Here is a 17,840-nt window from a genome sequence, read left to right as displayed (position 1 = left end):
GTAGTCATCCGCGGAGCATCTCCGCCACGAGGAAGGCGAGTTCGAGCGCCTGCTGGGTGTTGAGCCGCGGGTCGCAGGCCGTCTCGTAGCGGCCGGCGAGGTCGAGGTCGGAGATCTCCTGCGCCCCACCGAGGCATTCGGTGACGTCTTCACCGGTCAGCTCGATGTGGATGCCACCGGGGTGGCTGCCCAGTGCGCGATGAACTTCGAAGAAGCCCTGGACCTCATCGACCACCCGGTCGAAGTGGCGCGTCTTGTAGCCGGTCGGCGAGGTGTGGGTGTTGCCGTGCATCGGGTCGCACTGCCAGATCACCTTGTGACCGGTCTCCTCCACTGCCGACACGATCGGCGGCAGCAGTGTCCGCACCTTGTCGTTACCCATCCGCGCGACCAGCGTCAGGCGACCCGGGATCTTGTTCGGGTCGAGCTTGCGGACGTAGTCGGCGGCGAGTTCGGGTGTGGTGCTCGGGCCGATCTTCAGACCGATGGGGTTGGAGATGAGCTCGGCGAGCGCGATGTGCGCGCCATCGATCTGCCGGGTGCGATCCCCGATCCACAGGAAGTGGGCCGACAGGTCGTAGAGCCGCTTGGAATCGGGATCGTCGGGGTGCTGCGGATCGTCGGCCAGGCGCAGCATGCCGCGCTCGTAGTCGAGGACGAGGGCCTCATGCGAGGCGAAGATCGCCGCCGAGTCGAGGTTCGAGTCGTTCACACCACAGGCGTCCATGAACTTCAGACCGCGGTCGATCTCCGCGGCCAGTGCCTCATACCGGGCACCGGCCGGCGAGGTCAGCACGAACTCCCGGTTCCAGTCGTGCACGCGATGCAGTCCGGCCATCCCCGCACGTCCGGTCAGCGACCGCACCAGGTTCATCGCCGCGGCGGCATTGGCGTAGGCGCGCACCAGCCGTGAGGGGTCGTGGATGCGCACGGACTCCTCGGCGGGGAATCCGTTGACCATGTCGCCTCGGTACGACGGCAATCCGAGTGCGTCGACGTTCGACGAGCGGGGTTTGGCGTACTGGCCGGCGATGCGGGCCACCTTCACCACCGGCGTGCTGGCACCGTAGGTGAGCACCACCGCCATCTGCAGCAAGGTGCGGATGTTGGCCTTGATGTGCGGCTCGGTGTTGTCTGCGAAGGTCTCCGCGCAGTCACCGCCCTGGAGCAGGAATGCGCGTCCCTGGGCGACCTCGGCCAACTGCGCCGAGAGATTGTCCACCTCGGCGGGCATGCAGATCGGCGGCACACTCTCGAGCACGGTGCGCATCGCGCGCGCCTTGTCCGCGGGCCACGACGGCTGCTGCTCGGCAGGACGGCTGATGGCGTCGGCAAAACGGTCGGCGAGGTTACCCGGCAGCGGAGGCAGTTCGGGTAGCTCTTCGATGGGCACGTCAACGGTCCAGTTCACCACCGGTCCAGGGTAAACGCGCCCACGCGTCCTCCCCAAACCCGGCCATCCGCACGAGCTGCGAGAAGACGCCCACCCGCCGCGATACGTCGCGGGCGGTCAGTAGTCCCGGCGCACATTCGGGAGCACGCTCAGCCCGCAGCGCCGGTGATCACCTTCCACTTCACCAGGTTGTGCCGGGCGTCGGCGAGGGCATCGTGGTTGTCGCCTGATTGTCGGGGCAGCTCCGGACTGCCGGCCGCCTCCCACGCCTGTTTCAGCTCATGGGTGAAGCGCGGGATCGGTCGCGGCAGTGCGGTCATCGACCCCCACAGCTGACACAGCGCCACATGGTCGTATGCCGCGATCCACGCCCACAGTTCGATGTCCTCGCCGGGTTCGGTGAAGAAGTTCAGCAGGTCGTCTCGAATCGTTTCCCTGCTGCGCCACGTTCGGGAGGACGGCGATGGCAGTTTGGGGAGCACGTTCGCGCGTACCCACGCACCCGCCCGGTCGGGGTCGAATCCGGTGGACACCGCATAGTATTCGCGTCCGTCCTCGGCGACCACGCCGATCGACACGAGGTCGATCGTCAGCCCGTCCTCGATGAACTCGGTGTCATAGAAGTAGCGCACCCGATCACCCTAGGGGTGACCCGCACCGGGGGTGACATGCACTCTCACCCACCGCCCGGGTGAGCAACGGGAGGAGTCGGCCATCGACAGCACGGATCGACCCAGGCATTCGCGAGCGGATCGGCTGATCTCGGAGGCGGCCGGTCGGCCGGTCTGGCGAGTGATCGTGGTGGCGGCCCTGGCCGCCTCGGTCTGGTTCCAGCTCTTCGGCATCCCCGAACTGCTCGACGTGTTCACCCGGCCGCGTGTCGACGTCGACGTCTACCGATTGGGTGCGGCCACCTGGCGGGCCGGGGTGCCGCTGTACGCGAACGGTTCGATGCCGTTCACCGCTTCTGGACTGTGGCTGCCGTTCACCTATCCGCCGTTCGCGGCGCTGGTGTTCCTGCCGTTGTCGTTCATCGGGCCGGCCACCAGCGGCCTGGCGATCACCGCGGTGTCGATCGCCTGTCTCGCGACGGTGTCGGCGATCTTGGTCCGGACGCTGCAGATCGGTGGTCGCCGCGACCGGGTGTGGGTGGTGATGGCGATGACGACCCTCGGCATCTGGCTCAACCCGGTCTGGACGACGCTGGGATTCGGCCAGTTCAATATCGTGCTGATGACCCTGGTGATGGTCGACCTGTTCGTGATCCCATCGGGTCGCCGGGGGGTCCTGATCGGGATCGCCGCGGCCATCAAGCTGACCCCGCTGGCCTTTGTGCTCTGTCTGGCGATCCGTGGTGAGCGGCGGGCTGCGGTGACGGGCCTGGTGGCGTTCGTGACGGCCGGACTGGTGGCAGCCGCCTGGGCGCCCGACGACACCGTGCGCTACTGGACCTCGACGCTCACCGATTCCGGCCGGATCGGCGACCAGACAGGTCCGCTCGATCAGAACATCTTCGGATTCTGGATCCGGCTCATCGGGCCGGGAACGACTATGCACGCGCTGTGGGCGATATGCGCGGCCGCGGTGACGGTGCTGGCGCTGGTCGCGATCCGGCGGATCGTCACGCGCGGGGACATGACCGTCGGTGCGCTCCCATCGGCGCGCACCACCACTGGGGACCTCGCCGCCCGCCATCTCGCCGCCCGCCATCTCGCCGCCCGCCATCTCGCCGCCCGCCATCTCGCCACTGTGCACACCATGGCGGTGACCGCGATCTGGGCGATTCTCGTGTGTCCCACCTCGTGGGCTCACCACTGGGTGTGGGTGGTGCCGGCGCTCACCGCCACCGCGGTGACCAGCGTCCGGGCCGGCTCACGGCGCGTCGCACATATCTACGGATGGCTCAGCGTCGCCGGGCTCGTCGTGTTCGCGGCCGGCGCCTATCAGCTGCTGCCACATGAGGGACGGGACTGGTCGCTGCTGGAGACACCGGTGGGCAACGCCTACCTCATCTGGGGTGTGGCGTTCCTGGTGATCAGTGCCTGCGTCGACGCGACGAGCGGCGGCCGCTCACACGCTGATCGGGCGGGTTCGGCTGATCGAGCAGGGGTTGCGACTCAGGCGGCCGGCTTCGACCTCGACCCGTCGGTCTGAGCCGAGGGGTCCGGGGAGGCCGTGTCCGGCGTCAGGTTCTTCAGCGTCGCGGCGTAGACGTCCACGTACTGCTGGCCGGTGAGTCGCATGAGCTCGTACATGATCTCGTCGGTGACGGCACGCTCGATGAACCGGTTGCCGCTCATGCCCTCGTAGCGGGAGAAGTCGATCGGCTTACCGAACTTGACGGTGACGTTGCGGTGACGCCACCGGAAGGGTCCGGGGGGACTGACCTCGTTGGTACCGATCATGCCCACCGGGATCACCGGCACGCCGGTGTCCAGCGCCACTCGCGCGACACCAGTCTTGCCCTTGTAGAGCCGTCCGTCCGGTGAACGGGTGCCCTCCGGATACAGTCCCACGAGTTTGCCCTCGTTGAGCAGGCGCTTGGCGGTGATCAGGGAATTCTCGGCGGCGTCGGCGCCGCTGCGGTCGATGGGGACCTGACCGGTCTTGGAGTAGAAGAACTTCTGCAGCGCGCCGCGCACACCCGGGGAGGTGAAGTAGTCGCTCTTGGCCAGGTAGGTGATACGGCGGTCGACCACGAGAGGCGCGAACAGCCAGTCGGCGATCGACAGATGGTTTCCGGCGAGGATGACCGGGCCGTCGGCGGGAATGTTCTCCAGTCCTTCGACCTTCGGCCGGTTGTACACCCGGATCAGCGGGCCGACGAAGATGAACTTGACCAGCCAATAGAGCATGATTCGCCCATTCCTCTCATATGCCCCGGCTCACCGCAGCGCATACCCGACACGAGACCTCATCGTTCCCCGAGGCGAGCACAACTCTACCCACAGCCCGGGCGCCCGCGTGGCGGACATGACGAAGCGTTATCCGCCGGCGACGAAGTCGTCGTCGAGCTACCGCGGCAGCGAGGAACCGAGGCGCTGACGGGCCACTTCGGCGGCGCCCACCATGCCACCGGTCTCGCCGAGCTGGGTGGGCCGGATGCGGGCCAGACTGCGGTGACCGGCCCCGGTGACGCGGGCGCGATAGTGCTCACGGGCGTCATCGAGGAACAGGTGCGCCGAGGTGCCCACCCCACCGGCGACCACGATGACATCGGGATCGAAGACGTCGGCCACCGTCGCCAGTCCGGCACCGAGCCACTGCGCGAGGTCGGCAAATGCCGCCAGGCCCACCTCGTCACCCTCCGATGCCGCAGCGGCGATACGCCGTCCGGTCAGCGACCCGGGATCGATCGCCGATTCGCGGGCCAGTCCGCTGCCGTAGTGCCGATGGTCGGCCGCGATCTCCACCACCGTGTCGACCAGAGCCGTTCCGCTGCAATACCTCTCGAAGCATCCGCGTTTGCCGCAGGCACAGCTGCGGCCATCGGGCACCACCTGGATGTGACCCAGTTCCGGTGCCACCCCGAAGCTCCCGCGATAGAGCCGACCGTCCTGAAGGAACCCGGCACCGACACCGGTACCCAGCGTCATGACCACCACGTTGCGACCGTGTGCGGCGGCCCCGAACCGGTATTCGGCCGCCGCGGCAGCGTTCGCGTCGTGCTCGCAGAACACCGGTAGCCCGATGCGCTCGGACATCTGTGCAGCGACTGCGGTCTCGCGCCACGGCAGATGGGGTGCGTACCGCAACACCGAACAGTCCGAGTCGAAGAAGCCGGCCAGCGCCAGCCCGATCGCCGAGATCGGCCACCGCGTGCGGAATTCCCCGACCAGTCGGTCGAGGCAGTTCTCCAGCGCCTCGGCGGTCGCCGGGGTCTGCGCGCGGGAGGTGTCGTGGATTCGCCCGCCAATATCGACGACCGCGGCCCGCACCGAGGTGCCGCCCACGTCGATGCCGACGGTCATCGTCGAGGAGAGACCGGCCGCGGCGGACGCGCGAGGACCGCGATGCTCAGCGGCGACCATCGGCCGTCCCGGGATCGATGTGCACCGTTATCGGCTGAAAGCTCGAACGTGCGCGTCGCGCATCGGTCGACGCGGCACCGGCGGTCGCGTGGACACGGGTGGTCAGGAAGGCGTCGACAGCCACCGCGAGCGTCTCCAGAACCGAGATCAGCGAGGCGAGCAGACGAGCCAGTGCCTCCAGCGCCTCGACGATCAGCAGGTCGACGAAACCACCACCGGTCGATGCGGATTCACCGGATGCGACGCCCCCTCCCGGCTCTGCGGAGGTGGCCTCGACGCGGCCGATCAGCGCTGCGGCGAACTCGTCGATCCGGCCCACCACCGCGGCCACAAGGCGCTGGGTGCTCTCGGCATCGAACTCGTCGGTCATGGATCTCCCTGTCCTGCCCTGTCGTCCGTCGCATCCCGGCGCTGCCCCGGTCCGCGCCGGCCGGCCTCATGCACTCTGATGGGTGTCATGCGCCGGCCAGACCGCCGGATCGGGTCGGAACCCGATCGCGAGGACACCGTTCTCCCACCGCGCGTCGTCCACTGTGCATCGGCGCAACACCGACGGCAGACGGACCGCGCGGCGAACTCCGCAGACCGTCACCAGCAGGTCGTCGCCGGAGCGCCCGAGCGACAGGTCAGCGGGGTCCGGGAGGGATTGTGGCCAGGCGAGACGGTATCTGGACTCCAGCCCGTGACCGGCCACATGTTCCACGCGGGCCGCCGCCGGACCGGTGTCCGCGCCCCTGGTCTGGCGCAACGATACCCCCAGTCCGCGCAGCGCCCGGACCGATCGCGGCACCTCCCGAAGCCGCGGTGTGGCCACCAGCGTCGAGGTCGACGCCATGTCGACGAAGGCCTGGTCGAGCTCACCCGGTCCGTCGACCGCCGAGTCCCGTGCGCCCGCCGTCCCGTGCGCCGCCGACCCGGACGCACCGGCGTTGACGATCAGTGTGGCCGCGGGGATCCCCAGCAGCTCCACCACCGCGAGATGGCGGCGGGCCATCTCGCGCCCGTAGTCAGATGCCGAGGTCACCACGTGGGAGGTCGTCGTCGCGGGGTCGGTGAACAGTTCGGCGAGATCCTCGCAATCGCGCGCGAGGGCATCGACCACGGCCACGATCCGGGTGACCCGGGCCCCCTCGCCGGAGGCCGACAGGCGACGATGCCGCGGCCAGATCCGCTCGAGGAGATCGGCGTACATCCGGGGCGCCCGCAGCACCGCGTAGGGATCGACGCCGCCCGAGCAGTCGAGGACGATCCGGCTGAACCGGCCGTCGGTGGCGACCTCGCGTATCGCGCGCAGGGCGAGCACCGTCTCGATGCCGGGTAAACCGATGAGCTCGGCCGGGTCGACCTCGGTGACGGCATCGGTGACCTCGCCCAGTCCCGTCGGCATCGCATCGGAAATCGCCGCCCACAGGTCCTCGACCAAGCCGAGGGTGTCGATCTCGAGGAGATGGGCGTGCTGGGACACCGGCACCGGAACCCCGGGTCGCGAGTACACCCCGAAGAGTCGGGAGGCCGGCCGGAAGCGGTCCAGTGTGACCAGGAGCGACGTGGGTTCCTCGCGCAGCCGGGTCGCTGCTGCTGTCGAACGCCTCGACGCACCGGTCTCGACGGCCCCGGCGGCGGCGACGGTGGAGACCCCGGCACCGCCGTGGCCGACCACGATGTGGATGGGTGCCAGGTCGCTCAGCCTTCGACCTTCTTCTTCAGCTCGTTGAGGGCGGTGTCGGTGATCGCCTTCTCGGCGCGGCGCTTGAGCTGCCCGATCACCGGGATCTTCAGATCGACCATCAGCTCGTAGGTCACCTTCGTGGTGCTGTCGGTGAGCGGGGTCAGCGAGTACCGGCCGTGCTGGGCGCGCTGCAGTTCACTTTCGGACAGATCCCACTGGACCGAACGACCGTCGCTGGCCCAGGTGTAGTCGAGTACGTAGGTGTCGCGCAGCACCCCGGCGTCGAGCTCGAACTTCACCTGTTTTGCCCGGCCGGCCGTGCCCGGGTCGGTCACCTGCACCGAGCGGGCTGCCGACACCCAGTCCGGGTAGTGCTCGAAATCGGCGATCACCGCCATCACCGCATCCGGATCGGCGTCGACGACGATGGACTGCTCGGTGTGGTCAGACACGCGCGTCACTCTCCAGTGTGTGCTCGTCGGGTTGCGTATGCGACGGTACGGCCGGCTCGCCGGCTGCACGCCCCAGTTCCACGCATCGTTTCACCTCGAAGACCGCGCCGCGGCCCGCAACGCGGCGGGTGCGCACGATCGCCGCCACCCGATCCCATCGTGCACGTCCGACGTCGGGCAGTGACTCGGCCGGCTCACCGTGCAAGAAGTAGTGGACGACGACACCGTCGAGCCGAGGAGACAGCCAGAACTCCATCGTCCCGTCGACCCCGCCGCTCACACGCCACCGGATACCCGACTCACCGCGGTCCTCGGTCACCGACAGCCGCAGGTCAGGCCACCAACGCGACCAGTTGCCCCGATCGGCGATCACCTCGGCCACCCGTGCGGCCGGAGCCGCGACGAACGTCTCGTCGGCGATCTGGATACTGCTCATCGCCTCTCCCCCATCACCCGTGTCCCCCTGTGCACCGCCCGACTCGCCGGCCGCGCCATCCAGACGGTCGACACCGTCGCACGGCGCACCGTGCGCCGCCCGACCGCTGCTGTGCGTCCATGGCCTTAGCTTCACACATGCCCCGGTCCGGTGGCGAGAAACTACCCGGCGGTAACCTGGGTTACAACTGGTCCCACGGACGCGGAGGAAAGCGTGAGCGACAACTCGGTGCGCACGGCACCCGGCACGAGGACGGAATACAGCACTCCGGCCGAATTCACCATCGACCCCTCATCGAGTTGCCCCGACATCGTCTTCGACATAGCGAAGTCAAATCGTCAGGCGCCGATGTTCCGGCGCAAGTCCGGCGACGAGTGGGTGGTGGTGACCGCCGGTGAGGCCGCCGATCAGATCACCACCCTGGCCAAGGGACTCATCGCACAGGGCGTGGGCTACGGCGATCGCGTCGCGATGCTCTCCTCGACCCGGCTCGAGTGGATTCTCCTGGACTTCGCCATCTGGGCGGCGGGCGCCTCCACGGTCCCGATCTACGACTCGTCCTCGGCCGACCAGGTCGAGTGGATCCTCACCGACTCCGGTGCACGTGCGCTGATCGTCGAGAACGATGCGCACCGCGCGATCGTCGATTCCGTGGGCAGCGTCGGTGCGGTCGAGAAGATCTATCAGATCGATCCGGCCGCCGGCGGTGTCAGCGCATTCGACGAGCTCTTCGAACAGGGCAAGGATGTCTCCGACGACGCCCTTCTGGAACGCCGGACGAGCGTCAAGGCCGCCGACCCGGCGGTGCTGATCTACACCTCGGGTACCACCGGGCGCCCGAAGGGCTGCACCCTGACCCACTCGAACATGCTCTCCGAATGCGCCGGGATCCTGCAGAGTTCACTGGGCGATTTCCTCGACCAGCCCGGTCGCCGCACCCTGATGTTCCTGCCGCTGGCACACGTGCTCGCGCACGCCGTGACCCTGCTGTGTGTCAAGGGCGGCGTCGAGGTGGGCTTCTCCAACGACACCCGCAACATCGTCAGCGAGTTCGGCAGCTTCAAACCCGACTTCATCCTGTCGGTACCGCGCGTGTTCGAGAAGGTCTACACCGCTGCCCAACAGTCGGCCAAGCAGGGCGGCAAGGAGAAGATCTTCAACCTGGCCAACGACACCGCCGTGGAGTACAGCCGGTCGCTGGACACCGGCGGCCCGGGCCTGCTGCTGCGGATCAAGCACGCGATCTTCGCCAAGCTGGTCTACAGCAAGCTGATCGACGCCCTGGGCGGTCGCTGTCAGCTCGCGATCTCCGGCGGCGCACCCCTCGGGGAACGCCTCGGCCATTTCTTCCGCGGTATCGGACTGCCCGTCTACGAGGGGTACGGACTGACCGAGACCACGGCGGCCTTTGGCGTCAACACCCCCGACGCCTTCCGCGTCGGCAGCGTCGGCCGTCCGCTCGGCGGCAACTCGGTGCGCATCGCCGAGGACGGTGAGATCCTGCTGTCGGGCGGGGTGGTGTTCACCGGCTACTGGAACAATCCGGAGGCCACGAAACTCGCACTGGAGGACGGCTGGTTCCACACCGGCGACATCGGCACGATCGACTCCAACGGGTTCGTCAGCATCACCGGCCGTAAGAAGGAGATCATCGTCACCGCCGGCGGCAAGAATGTCTCGCCGGCCGGGCTCGAGGACGTCCTGCGGTCGGATCCGCTGATCTCGCAGGCGGTGGTGGTCGGCGACCAGAAGCCGTTCATCGGCGTCCTCATCGCCATCGACCCGGAGGCGTTCGAGCAGTGGAAGGCCGAACACGGCAAACCCGCCGAGGCCACGGTTGCCGAACTGGTCGAAGATCCTGACCTGCGCGCCGACATCGACAGCGCCGTGTCCGAAGCGAACAAGACCGTGTCGCATGCGGAGTCGATCAAGAAGTTCAAGATCCTGCCGCACGACTTCACCGAGGAGACCGGGGAGATGACCCCGACCCTCAAGGTCAAGCGCAACGTGGTCACCAAGAAGTACGCCGACGAGATCGAGTCGATGTACGCGTGATCGACTGATCCACACCCCGCCCGATCACGTCGGGCGGACATGACGACAGGCGCCGGACATCTGCGGATGTCCGGTCGGGCTGTCGTTGTCCGGTCGGGCTGTGGTTGTCTGGTCGGGCTGTGGTTGTCTGGTCGGGCTGTCGTGAGAGTTTCTCCGGCTCAGCCGTTTTCGACGCCCGCTCAATCCTTCACAGCAGTCCCGCCAGACGTGACGCAGCGCCACCCCACTGGAAATTGCCGACGGCCCACTCGCGCCCGGCGGTCCCCATCTGCGCGCGACGCACCGGATCGGTGAGGATGTCGACCACGGCATCGCCGACGTCGGGTGCCGACCGTCCGTCGACCACATATCCGGTCGAGCCGTCCACCACGGTCTCGGGCGCACCACCCGAACGCCCGGCGACCACCGGCACACCGCAGGCCGAGGCCTCGAGGTAGACGATGCCGAACCCTTCCACGTCGAGGCCACCGCCGCGCGTCCTGGCCGGCATCGCGAACACATCCGCCGCGTTGTGGTAGGCCGGGATCTCCTCAGCCGCAACGGTTCCGGTGAACATGATCGATGCACGAGCCGGACTCGCGGCCGCCATCTCATGCAACCGCTTGCCGTACGGCCCGCCGCCCACGATGAGCAGGACGGCATCGGGAACCGCCTGCACGATCGACGACATGGCCTCGATCAGCACGTCTTGACCCTTGCGCGGCACCAGACGTGACAGGCACACGATCGTCGGGCGGTCACCGAGTGCGTGCCGCTCCCGGATCCTTTCGCGCGCCCGCGGATCCGGCGCGAACCGGTCGGTGTCGACACCGGGTGGCAGATACTCCAGTCGCGCCCGCGGACCGAAGGCCGCCGAGAAGCGCCGGCGCGTGTAGTCGCTGACGTAGGTGATCACATCGGCGTCGTCACCGATGCGCCGGAGGATCCCGCGCGCCACCGGCACCATCGACCACCCGACCTCGTGACCGTGGGTGCTCGCCACGATCCGCCGAGCACCCGCGCGTCGCAGTGTCGGCCCCAGGACAGCCAGTGGCGCCGCAGCACCGAACCACACCGTCGAGATGTCATGTCGCGCGACGAGGTCGCGGGCGCGCGCGGCCACACCGGGGGTCGGCAGCATCAGCCGGCCTCGATATCGGATCACGGTGTACTCATGCGCCGCGTCGTACTCCTCGGCACCGTCCCACGACGACGCGTAGACCACCACCTGGTCGGCCGGCAGCCGGTCGACCAGATTCTCCAGATACGACTGGATACCGCCCGGACGCGGCGGGAAGTCATTGGTCACCAACAGAGTTCGATGCACGGATCAACCGTAGAGGTCCGACGGCCCGGTCTCGGGCACGACCCGCGCACCGCAGCGTGTGGCCGCGCTCAGTGCGACGCCTGCGTGCGCAGCCACGACTGCCACCCCGAGACGAGATCGGCACCGGATACTCCCAGCGTGGTGGAGATCGACGCATCCTGCTGCGCGGTGGTCTCGGGGCCGGCCGCCATCGCGACATACAGCGACACCGTCCGCGCACGCCCGTATCGACCCGCGATGTAGTCGATCATCGACCAGGCCTGCTGATAGGCCAGCTGCGCGTCGGGGCCGCTGAGCGTGAAGGCCGCATCGGACGGCGGAGCGCTGGGCGGTCCGTTCGCCCGTACCGACGCCGCGAGGTCGGGTGCGGCCTCATCGAGCGTGGTGAAGGTACCGAAACGGCCGACGTATTCGGCGGTCCCCTCGGTGACCCACAGCGGCGCACCCTCAGCGGTGCGGGTCCGGGTGGCCACATGGGTGAGTTCGTGGCGCAGCACCACGCCCAGTGTCGCGCCAGGGAGTTCGGTGACGGCCTGCGGGGTGAACACCACCCGTTGTCCCAGCGCGACCCGCCGCTGTCCGCTCTTGCCGGCAACCACCCTGTCATAGACGGTGGCTGCAGCAGCCGAGGCCGGGTCGGTGCCACCACCGCCGAGCGCGGCGAACTGCGCTGGCGTGTCGGTGGCCTCGACCACGGCCCCCTGTGACCACTGCTCACCCCAGAAGTCGGTGACCGCGCGCACCGCCGACGGGAAGGCCGCCGTGATGCGTTGCGCCAGGGCGCGACTGCCCGGGTAGGACAGCACCACCGAATCGACGTCGCCGGTGCGCACGTCGGTACGCAGGAGCCCGGGGTGATCCCAGGGCAGCGCGGGCGCCGAACCGGAATGCAGGACCGAGGAGGCGTATCCAAGGATCCGCCACGAGTCGTCGTGACGGACGAGGACCATCGGGGCCTTCACCCGGGTGGGCATCGAATCGACCCCGCCGATCGCGTAATCGACCACCACGGGGGCCACCCAGGAATCCGAGGCTCCCTCGGCGTCGAGTCTGCGCTGCAGGTCGTCGGGGACCAGCGTCTCGGCCAGCCCGGTCCCGGAGCCGGCCGTGGAGGCGTCGACACCGTATTCCAGGTGCACCGGACGCAAGGCCGACACCGATCCGGCGGCGTCGGCGATGAGCTGCGCGAACGCCGTGTCGGCTCCCGGATCGACGAACGACCGAGCCCTCGCGGCATCACCCGCGCGCAGCGCCGAGCCGAAATCCCGCAGCATCGCGGTCACCGACGCGCTGCGATCGTCGAGATAGGCGTTGGCCGCGCTGGTGGCGGTGGGTGTCGTGGTCGAACCGCCGCCGCAGCCGGCGATCGACACGACCGCGACCATCGCCGCGGCCGCACACACCAGTCGCGTCGCGATCATCGGGCTGTTTCGCCGCGATGTGCGCTCAGTACCGGCGCGCGGAATTGTAGGGCCCCGCAGCATCGATGGGGACCACCTTCACCGGGACGCCGAATGTGGAGGCGTGGATTACGTAGCCGTCGCCCACGTACATGCCCACATGGGAGGCGTCGGAGTAGTAGATGATCAGGTCGCCGGGTTCCAGATCGTCGCGCGAGACCGGGGTGCCTCCGGCCAGCTGCGCCTGGCTCGATCGCGGCAGAATCCGCCCTGCCTGCTGGTAAGCCCACACCATCAGGCCGGAGCAGTCGAACTGGTCGGGACCGGTCGCGCCCCACACATACGGATCGCCGATACGGGTAAGCGCGGCCTGCACTGCGACCAGTTCGGCCGCCGTCCCCTTGGGCACCAGTCGCGGGTCGAAATCGAAATGCGGTCCGGCCAGCGCGGCGAGCTGGGTGCCGGTGAGCGACTCGTAGATCGCCTTGACCTGGGCGATCTGCATCTGCAGCGTGGACTGTTTGGCTTGGAGCTGCGCGCGGATCTTGTTGGCGGCAGCCACCGCCGCGGTGGCCGCTGTCGTCGCCGCATCGGCGTCGGCCTTCGCCTTGGTCACCTTGGCCTTCACCTGGTCGAAGGTGCGCAGGTCACTCGACGTCTGCCGCGAGAGCATCTCCAGGCCCGACATCTGGTCGAGCAGAGACTGCGGCGAGTCGCTGACCAGCACCGCGTAGAGACGGTTGACGCGCGCACCGCGATAGCTCGCGCGCACGATCGCGTCGACGTCACCCTGCAGCTGCGCCTTTCGGGTCTGCAACTGGTCGAGCGTGTGTTGGGCCGACGCGGAAGCCGCACGCGCCCTGGTCACCTCGGCGGCGCGTGTGCGGTACTCGATCTGCGCGTTGTGCATCGCCTCGGCTGCCTGTTCGGCCTGGCGGCCGAGGGCCTTGTAGCGGGCGAGCAACTGGTCGGAGTTCTGCGTCACCGGCGTGGCGGTGGCGGCGCCGGCACCCAGACCTGCCGAGCTGGGCAAGGTGAGCACGGCGCTGAGCGCGAGCAGAGCCGCGACCAGTAGCGCGATGGCGCCGCGAGACATGAGGCGTCGGCCAGCGCCACCATGGCGCAGCGATGACGCCACGGTCCCCCCAGACCGGTCGTGCACGCAAACCGTCCTCTCCGAACTCATTTCGACGATGGCAGCTGTCGTGTCGACCCAGTGGCCGACCCGACGCGCATCCCCCCGATGCTCCACTCATCGACGATCTGTCGGAGAGTACACGCATGTGCATGCACCGTCCGACGATCGGTGCGGATACGGGTTCGCAGCGAACCCGTATCCGCACCCCTGTGTGATCGAACCGAAAGACGACCGCAGGTTGCCGTCAATTCAGTTCGGTGAACCCGTGATTCAGTAACGCCGCGCGGCGTAGACGTCTGCCGAGGCGAGTGTGGACACACCCACCGGGACGCCGTACGTGGAGGCCTGGATGTAGCGGCCGTTGCCGATGTACATACCGGCATGGCTACCACCGTTGAAGATGAGCACGTCGCCGGGAGCAAGTGCGTTGAGCGACACCGGCTGTCCGCCTCCGAGCTGACCGTAGGAGTCGCGCGGAACCGTCAGCCCCACCTGCTTGTACGCCCAGTAGACCAGACCCGAGCAGTCGAATGCCGACGGTCCGGCGGCACCGTACTCATAGGGCGCACCCACCTTGGTCTCGGCGATCGACGCGGCGCGCTGGCCGACCGACGCATGCCTCACCGGCTGCGACGGCTTGGCCTTGGGCGTCTGCGAGCCGGTGTTGGGCAGCGAGATGGCGGGCAGGCTGAGCACCGGCGCCTTCGGATCGGCGCGCAGCTCCTTGGGAATCTGATTCTCGTTGACACCGGGGATCTCGTAGGTCCCGATGCCCGGAATGGTCACGGGCGCAGCCAGTGCCGGGCCAGCGGTCACCCCGACCGCACCCAGCGTCAGCGAACCTGCCACCACCGCGTTCTTGGCAACCTTCTTGCCGCGACTCGGCTTCTGCAAACGATGTTTCGCCACGAAGCGAATTCTCCGTTTCTCCCTCTGACCGCCGACCGGGTTAGCTGTCGGATTCGGACCGGAAGATGGTCCTACCCGCATGCCATGGCGAACTGCTCCCCATGACCGCAGGATTCACCCCAAGGACAGATGTCCGTACTGTGGTTCCCCGATTCACGCCCGTGCAGACGCTTGCTGATCGTGAAGCGTTATGCGCGAGCGCAATTAAGCGGTGACCCGACGGACCACTTCCGATGAAGCGGGACGCTCCGCAAGGTCTCGGAAAGGTTACGAAACGAACTCGGCTATGTCCACCATTTGGTCACCGTGCCGACATCGGCGCGGCGGCTACCCCGCTCGGCGACCAGACGTGCCGTATCCACGGAAATCGTTGCGCTGCAACTGATCCGATGGCCAGTAGTCAATCGGACCCTGATCGGCAACCATATCGAGTGAGGCGAACAACTCCACCGTCTCGATCAATCGCGCCGCGTGGTCAATCACCGGTTCGTTACCGTGAAGATACCGATTCCCGCTGGTCTGCACCCTCGGGTCGCCGAGGAGAACCGTCATCACGCAGTCATCGCACGCGATGTGCCGGGCCGGGCATGACTCGCAGTCGATGTTCATAGAGTGATCTCCGTCTCATTTCGTCGAGCACTGACATTCGCATCCGCAGGCGGCCCGGATCGTCCCTCGCGAGGACCTCTCCGACCACCTGCGCCGACACGCTAACGCCGACGTCCGACAAACCTCATCAGTAACAGCAGACTTCAATAATCACAGCAGCCTCAGACCGACCGTCCTCCCGCGCGACGTGGCTCGTCGCTGCGTGGCCCGACTCGCCCGCTGGTCGACCTCCGTGTCGCAGCCCGACTTGTCGGAGGATCGAACTAGCGTTCGCCCCATGGGGAACGCACTCGCCGCGAGGGAGCACCAGTCACCCGCGACGGCACGGCAGCTGGAGTTCGACGATCTGGATCTGGGGCCGGGTGGTCGCGACGTCGACCTGGCCGACGTCGAATTCGTCGTTGTGGACCTCGAGACCACCGGCACACGCCCGGGCGACGACCGCATCACCGAGATCGGTGCGGTCAAGGTGCGCGGCGGACAGGTACTCGGCGAGTTCGCCACCCTCGTCGACCCCGGTCGCTCGATACCGCCGCAGATCGTGCACCTCACCGGCATCACCGAGGCGATGATCGTCGACGCCCCCACCATCGAGCAGGTGCTGCCCGCCTTTCTCGAGTTCGCCGCGGGAGCGGTACTGGTGGCACACAACGCGCGTTTCGACACCGCATTCCTGCGGGCCGCGTGCGCCGCGCAGGACCGCGACTGGACGTTCGGACCTGCGCTGTGCACGGTCACGCTGGCCCGCCGCGTACTCGGGCGCGACGAGGCGCCACGAGTGGCGCTGTCGCACCTCGCCCAGCTCTTCGGCACGGCGACCACACCGACCCACCGCGCCCTCGACGACGCACGGACCACCGTGGAAGTGATGCACCGGTTGTTCGAGCGGGTCGGCAACTGCGGGGTGCGCACCCTCGGCGACCTGCGCAGCTATCTACCCGGTGTGACACGCGCACAACGCGCCAAACGCACCCTCGCCGACGGGCTTCCCGAATGTCCGGGTGTCTACATGTTCCGCGGGCCGTCCGAGGAAGTCCTCTACGTCGGGACGGCGGTGAACCTGCGCAGGCGGGTCCGGTCGTATTTCACCGGCGGCGAGACACGCGCCCGGATGGCCGAGATGGTCGCCCTGGCGACGCGTGTGGACCATGTGGAGTGCGCACACGCACTCGAGGCGGGCGTGCGCGAACTACGACTGCTCGCCGCGCATGCGCCGCCCTACAACCGCCGCTCGAAGTATCCGCGTAAGGGATGGTGGGTGCGGCTCGGCGACGAACCGTACCCCCGGCTCATCGTCGGACGCACCCCGGGCCCGCTGTCGGTGGGTCCGATCTCCTCGCGCGCGGACGCCGCGGCGGTCGCCGACATCCTCACCGAGGCCTGCCGCCTGCGTAGTTGCACCGCTCGGCTGCGTGCCGACTCGATCCACCGTTGCGAACTCGGCGAGGACGGCCGTCGCACCGCCGGGGGATGCCATGCGGCGACCGCTGTCGGCGAGGATGCACAGACCTATCGCCGGCGCGCCGAGACCGCTGCCGCAGTGCTCGCCGGCACCGACAGCACCGCACTCGAAGCGATGTTCGGCCGACTCGAGCGGTTGGTGGAACAGGAGATGTTCGAGACCGCCGCACGCATGCGGGATCATCTCGCGCTCACCGTCGGAGCCCTCGAACGCTGCCAGCGACTGTCCGGATTCTGCCGGCTCTCGGAACTGGTCGCCGCCAGGCCCGACGGCCACGGCGGATGGCAACTGGCAGTCGTACGCCATGGCCGGCTCGCGGCGGCCGGTGTGGCCGAACGCGGGGTACCGCCGGTGCCGCTCGTCGAGGCATTGTCGGCCGCAGCCGAGACGGTGCTGCCCGGCGACGGCCCGCTGCGAGGCGCGTGGGCCGAGGAGGCCGCGCTGGTACACCGCTGGGTAACCGAGCCTGGAACCCGACTGGTCTGTGCGAGCAGCGGTTTCAGTGTCGCCGCCCGCGGGGCGGGCACCTGGTCACAGTGGGGTCATCGGGCTCGTTCGGCGCGTCAGGCGGCGACTGTCGCATATCGCGGATGACCGGTGAACACGGTGCGACGGACACCAGACGCCGAGCCGAGCAGAAGCATCCGCGAGGAGCGATGCCGCGCCGCCGTACCCCGGAGATTAGGGTTGAGGCCATGATCACCGCGATCGTGCTGATTTCCGCCGACGTCCATCAGATCCCCGAGACCGCACAGTCGGTCGCCGACGTGCCCGGGGTCACCGAGGTGTTCTCCTGCGCGGGTGACGTCGACATCATCGCCAAGGTGCGGGTGCGCGAGCACTCCGATATCGCCGAGGTCGTGACCGAGCGCATCAACCGGCTGCCCGGCGTGCGTCACACGGTCACCCACATCGCATTCCGCAGTTACTCCAGCGCCGACGCCGAAGCCGGATTCTCACTCGGTGACTGACTCCCCCGG

16 protein-coding genes and 1 riboswitch are annotated in these 17,840 nt (G+C 68.2%); of the genes, 4 read left to right on the top strand and 12 right to left on the bottom strand.

Annotated features, from left to right (window positions below; translation table 11 throughout):
- Nucleotides 1-4: 4 nt before the first annotated feature.
- Nucleotides 5-1,414, bottom strand: a complete 1,410-nt coding sequence (locus tag IEW22_RS01980; RefSeq protein ID WP_188584908.1) for a class II 3-deoxy-7-phosphoheptulonate synthase — start codon at nt 1,412-1,414, stop codon at nt 5-7.
- Between the two features lie 128 nt (nt 1,415-1,542).
- Entirely contained in the window at nt 1,543-2,025 is a 483-nt protein-coding gene (locus IEW22_RS01975; RefSeq protein ID WP_188584907.1) for a polyadenylate-specific 3'-exoribonuclease AS, read from the bottom strand.
- Nucleotides 2,026-2,191: 166 nt separating this feature from the next.
- On the opposite strand from IEW22_RS01975, the gene IEW22_RS01970 reads away from it, so the two are divergent.
- Entirely contained in the window at nt 2,192-3,547 is a 1,356-nt protein-coding gene (locus tag IEW22_RS01970; RefSeq protein WP_188584906.1) for a glycosyltransferase 87 family protein, read from the top strand.
- On the opposite strand, the gene IEW22_RS01965 is transcribed toward IEW22_RS01970, so the two are convergent.
- The 6 genes from IEW22_RS01965 to IEW22_RS01940 all read right to left on the bottom strand — a co-directional run bounded on the left by IEW22_RS01965 (nt 3,511) and on the right by IEW22_RS01940 (nt 7,981).
- On the bottom strand, nt 3,511-4,248 hold the full coding sequence (locus tag IEW22_RS01965; protein WP_188584905.1) for a lysophospholipid acyltransferase family protein: 738 nt from the start codon (nt 4,246-4,248) through the stop codon (nt 3,511-3,513). The two genes, IEW22_RS01970 and IEW22_RS01965, sit on opposite strands and share 37 nt — an antisense overlap.
- 159 nt (nt 4,249-4,407) lie before the next feature.
- Complete coding sequence (locus IEW22_RS01960; RefSeq protein ID WP_229742089.1) at nt 4,408-5,424, bottom strand: ROK family protein; 1,017 nt, start codon at nt 5,422-5,424, stop codon at nt 4,408-4,410.
- Nucleotides 5,411-5,794, bottom strand: a complete 384-nt coding sequence (locus IEW22_RS01955) for a hypothetical protein (protein WP_188584904.1) — start codon at nt 5,792-5,794, stop codon at nt 5,411-5,413. The genes IEW22_RS01960 and IEW22_RS01955 overlap by 14 nt, the downstream gene beginning before the upstream one ends.
- Nucleotides 5,795-5,860: 66 nt before the next feature.
- Nucleotides 5,861-7,084: an ArsA family ATPase gene (locus IEW22_RS01950; protein WP_188584903.1), complete on the bottom strand. Its 1,224-nt coding sequence runs from the start codon at nt 7,082-7,084 to the stop codon at nt 5,861-5,863.
- Nucleotides 7,085-7,107: 23 nt separating this feature from the next.
- Nucleotides 7,108-7,545 (bottom strand): SRPBCC family protein, encoded by a 438-nt coding sequence (locus IEW22_RS01945; protein ID WP_188584902.1) that lies wholly within the window; start codon nt 7,543-7,545, stop codon nt 7,108-7,110.
- The gene (locus tag IEW22_RS01940) at nt 7,538-7,981 is read right to left on the bottom strand and encodes an SRPBCC family protein (RefSeq protein ID WP_188584901.1); all 444 of its coding nucleotides are present in this window, start codon (nt 7,979-7,981) and stop codon (nt 7,538-7,540) included. The genes IEW22_RS01945 and IEW22_RS01940 overlap by 8 nt, the downstream gene beginning before the upstream one ends.
- Nucleotides 7,982-8,194: 213 nt before the next feature.
- On the opposite strand from IEW22_RS01940, the gene IEW22_RS01935 reads away from it, so the two are divergent.
- Complete coding sequence (locus tag IEW22_RS01935) at nt 8,195-10,036, top strand: AMP-dependent synthetase/ligase (protein WP_229742088.1); 1,842 nt, start codon at nt 8,195-8,197, stop codon at nt 10,034-10,036.
- Nucleotides 10,037-10,223: 187 nt separating this feature from the next.
- Here the strand turns inward: IEW22_RS01935 and IEW22_RS01930 are convergent, their stop codons facing one another.
- The 4 genes from IEW22_RS01930 to IEW22_RS01915 form a co-directional block, all read right to left on the bottom strand.
- Entirely contained in the window at nt 10,224-11,342 is a 1,119-nt protein-coding gene (locus IEW22_RS01930) for a glycosyltransferase family 4 protein (protein ID WP_188584900.1), read from the bottom strand.
- Nucleotides 11,343-11,410: 68 nt separating this feature from the next.
- Complete coding sequence (locus IEW22_RS01925) at nt 11,411-12,763, bottom strand: peptidase MA family metallohydrolase (RefSeq protein ID WP_188584899.1); 1,353 nt, start codon at nt 12,761-12,763, stop codon at nt 11,411-11,413.
- Nucleotides 12,764-12,788: 25 nt separating this feature from the next.
- A complete protein-coding gene (locus tag IEW22_RS01920) occupies nt 12,789-13,838 on the bottom strand; it encodes a C40 family peptidase (protein ID WP_188584898.1) in 1,050 nt (349 codons plus the stop codon).
- 312 nt (nt 13,839-14,150) lie between these two features.
- Nucleotides 14,151-14,789, bottom strand: coding sequence for a C40 family peptidase (locus tag IEW22_RS01915; RefSeq protein WP_188584897.1), 639 nt, complete (start codon nt 14,787-14,789; stop codon nt 14,151-14,153).
- Nucleotides 14,790-14,802: 13 nt separating this feature from the next.
- Nucleotides 14,803-14,969: riboswitch (cyclic di-AMP (ydaO/yuaA leader) on the bottom strand.
- Between the two features lie 706 nt (nt 14,970-15,675).
- Here IEW22_RS01915 and IEW22_RS01910 point away from each other — a divergent pair.
- Together IEW22_RS01910 and IEW22_RS01905 are read left to right on the top strand one after the other, a co-directional pair.
- Complete coding sequence (locus tag IEW22_RS01910; RefSeq protein WP_188584896.1) at nt 15,676-17,454, top strand: DEDD exonuclease domain-containing protein; 1,779 nt, start codon at nt 15,676-15,678, stop codon at nt 17,452-17,454.
- Between the two features lie 101 nt (nt 17,455-17,555).
- On the top strand, nt 17,556-17,831 hold the full coding sequence (locus tag IEW22_RS01905) for an Lrp/AsnC family transcriptional regulator (protein WP_188584895.1): 276 nt from the start codon (nt 17,556-17,558) through the stop codon (nt 17,829-17,831).
- Nucleotides 17,832-17,840 lie beyond the last annotated feature (9 nt).

Origin of the sequence: Gordonia jinhuaensis, assembly GCF_014639795.1 — a bacterium.
Classification (GTDB): domain Bacteria; phylum Actinomycetota; class Actinomycetes; order Mycobacteriales; family Mycobacteriaceae; genus Gordonia_B; species Gordonia_B jinhuaensis.
This window is presented reverse-complemented; position numbering and strand designations above follow the sequence as displayed.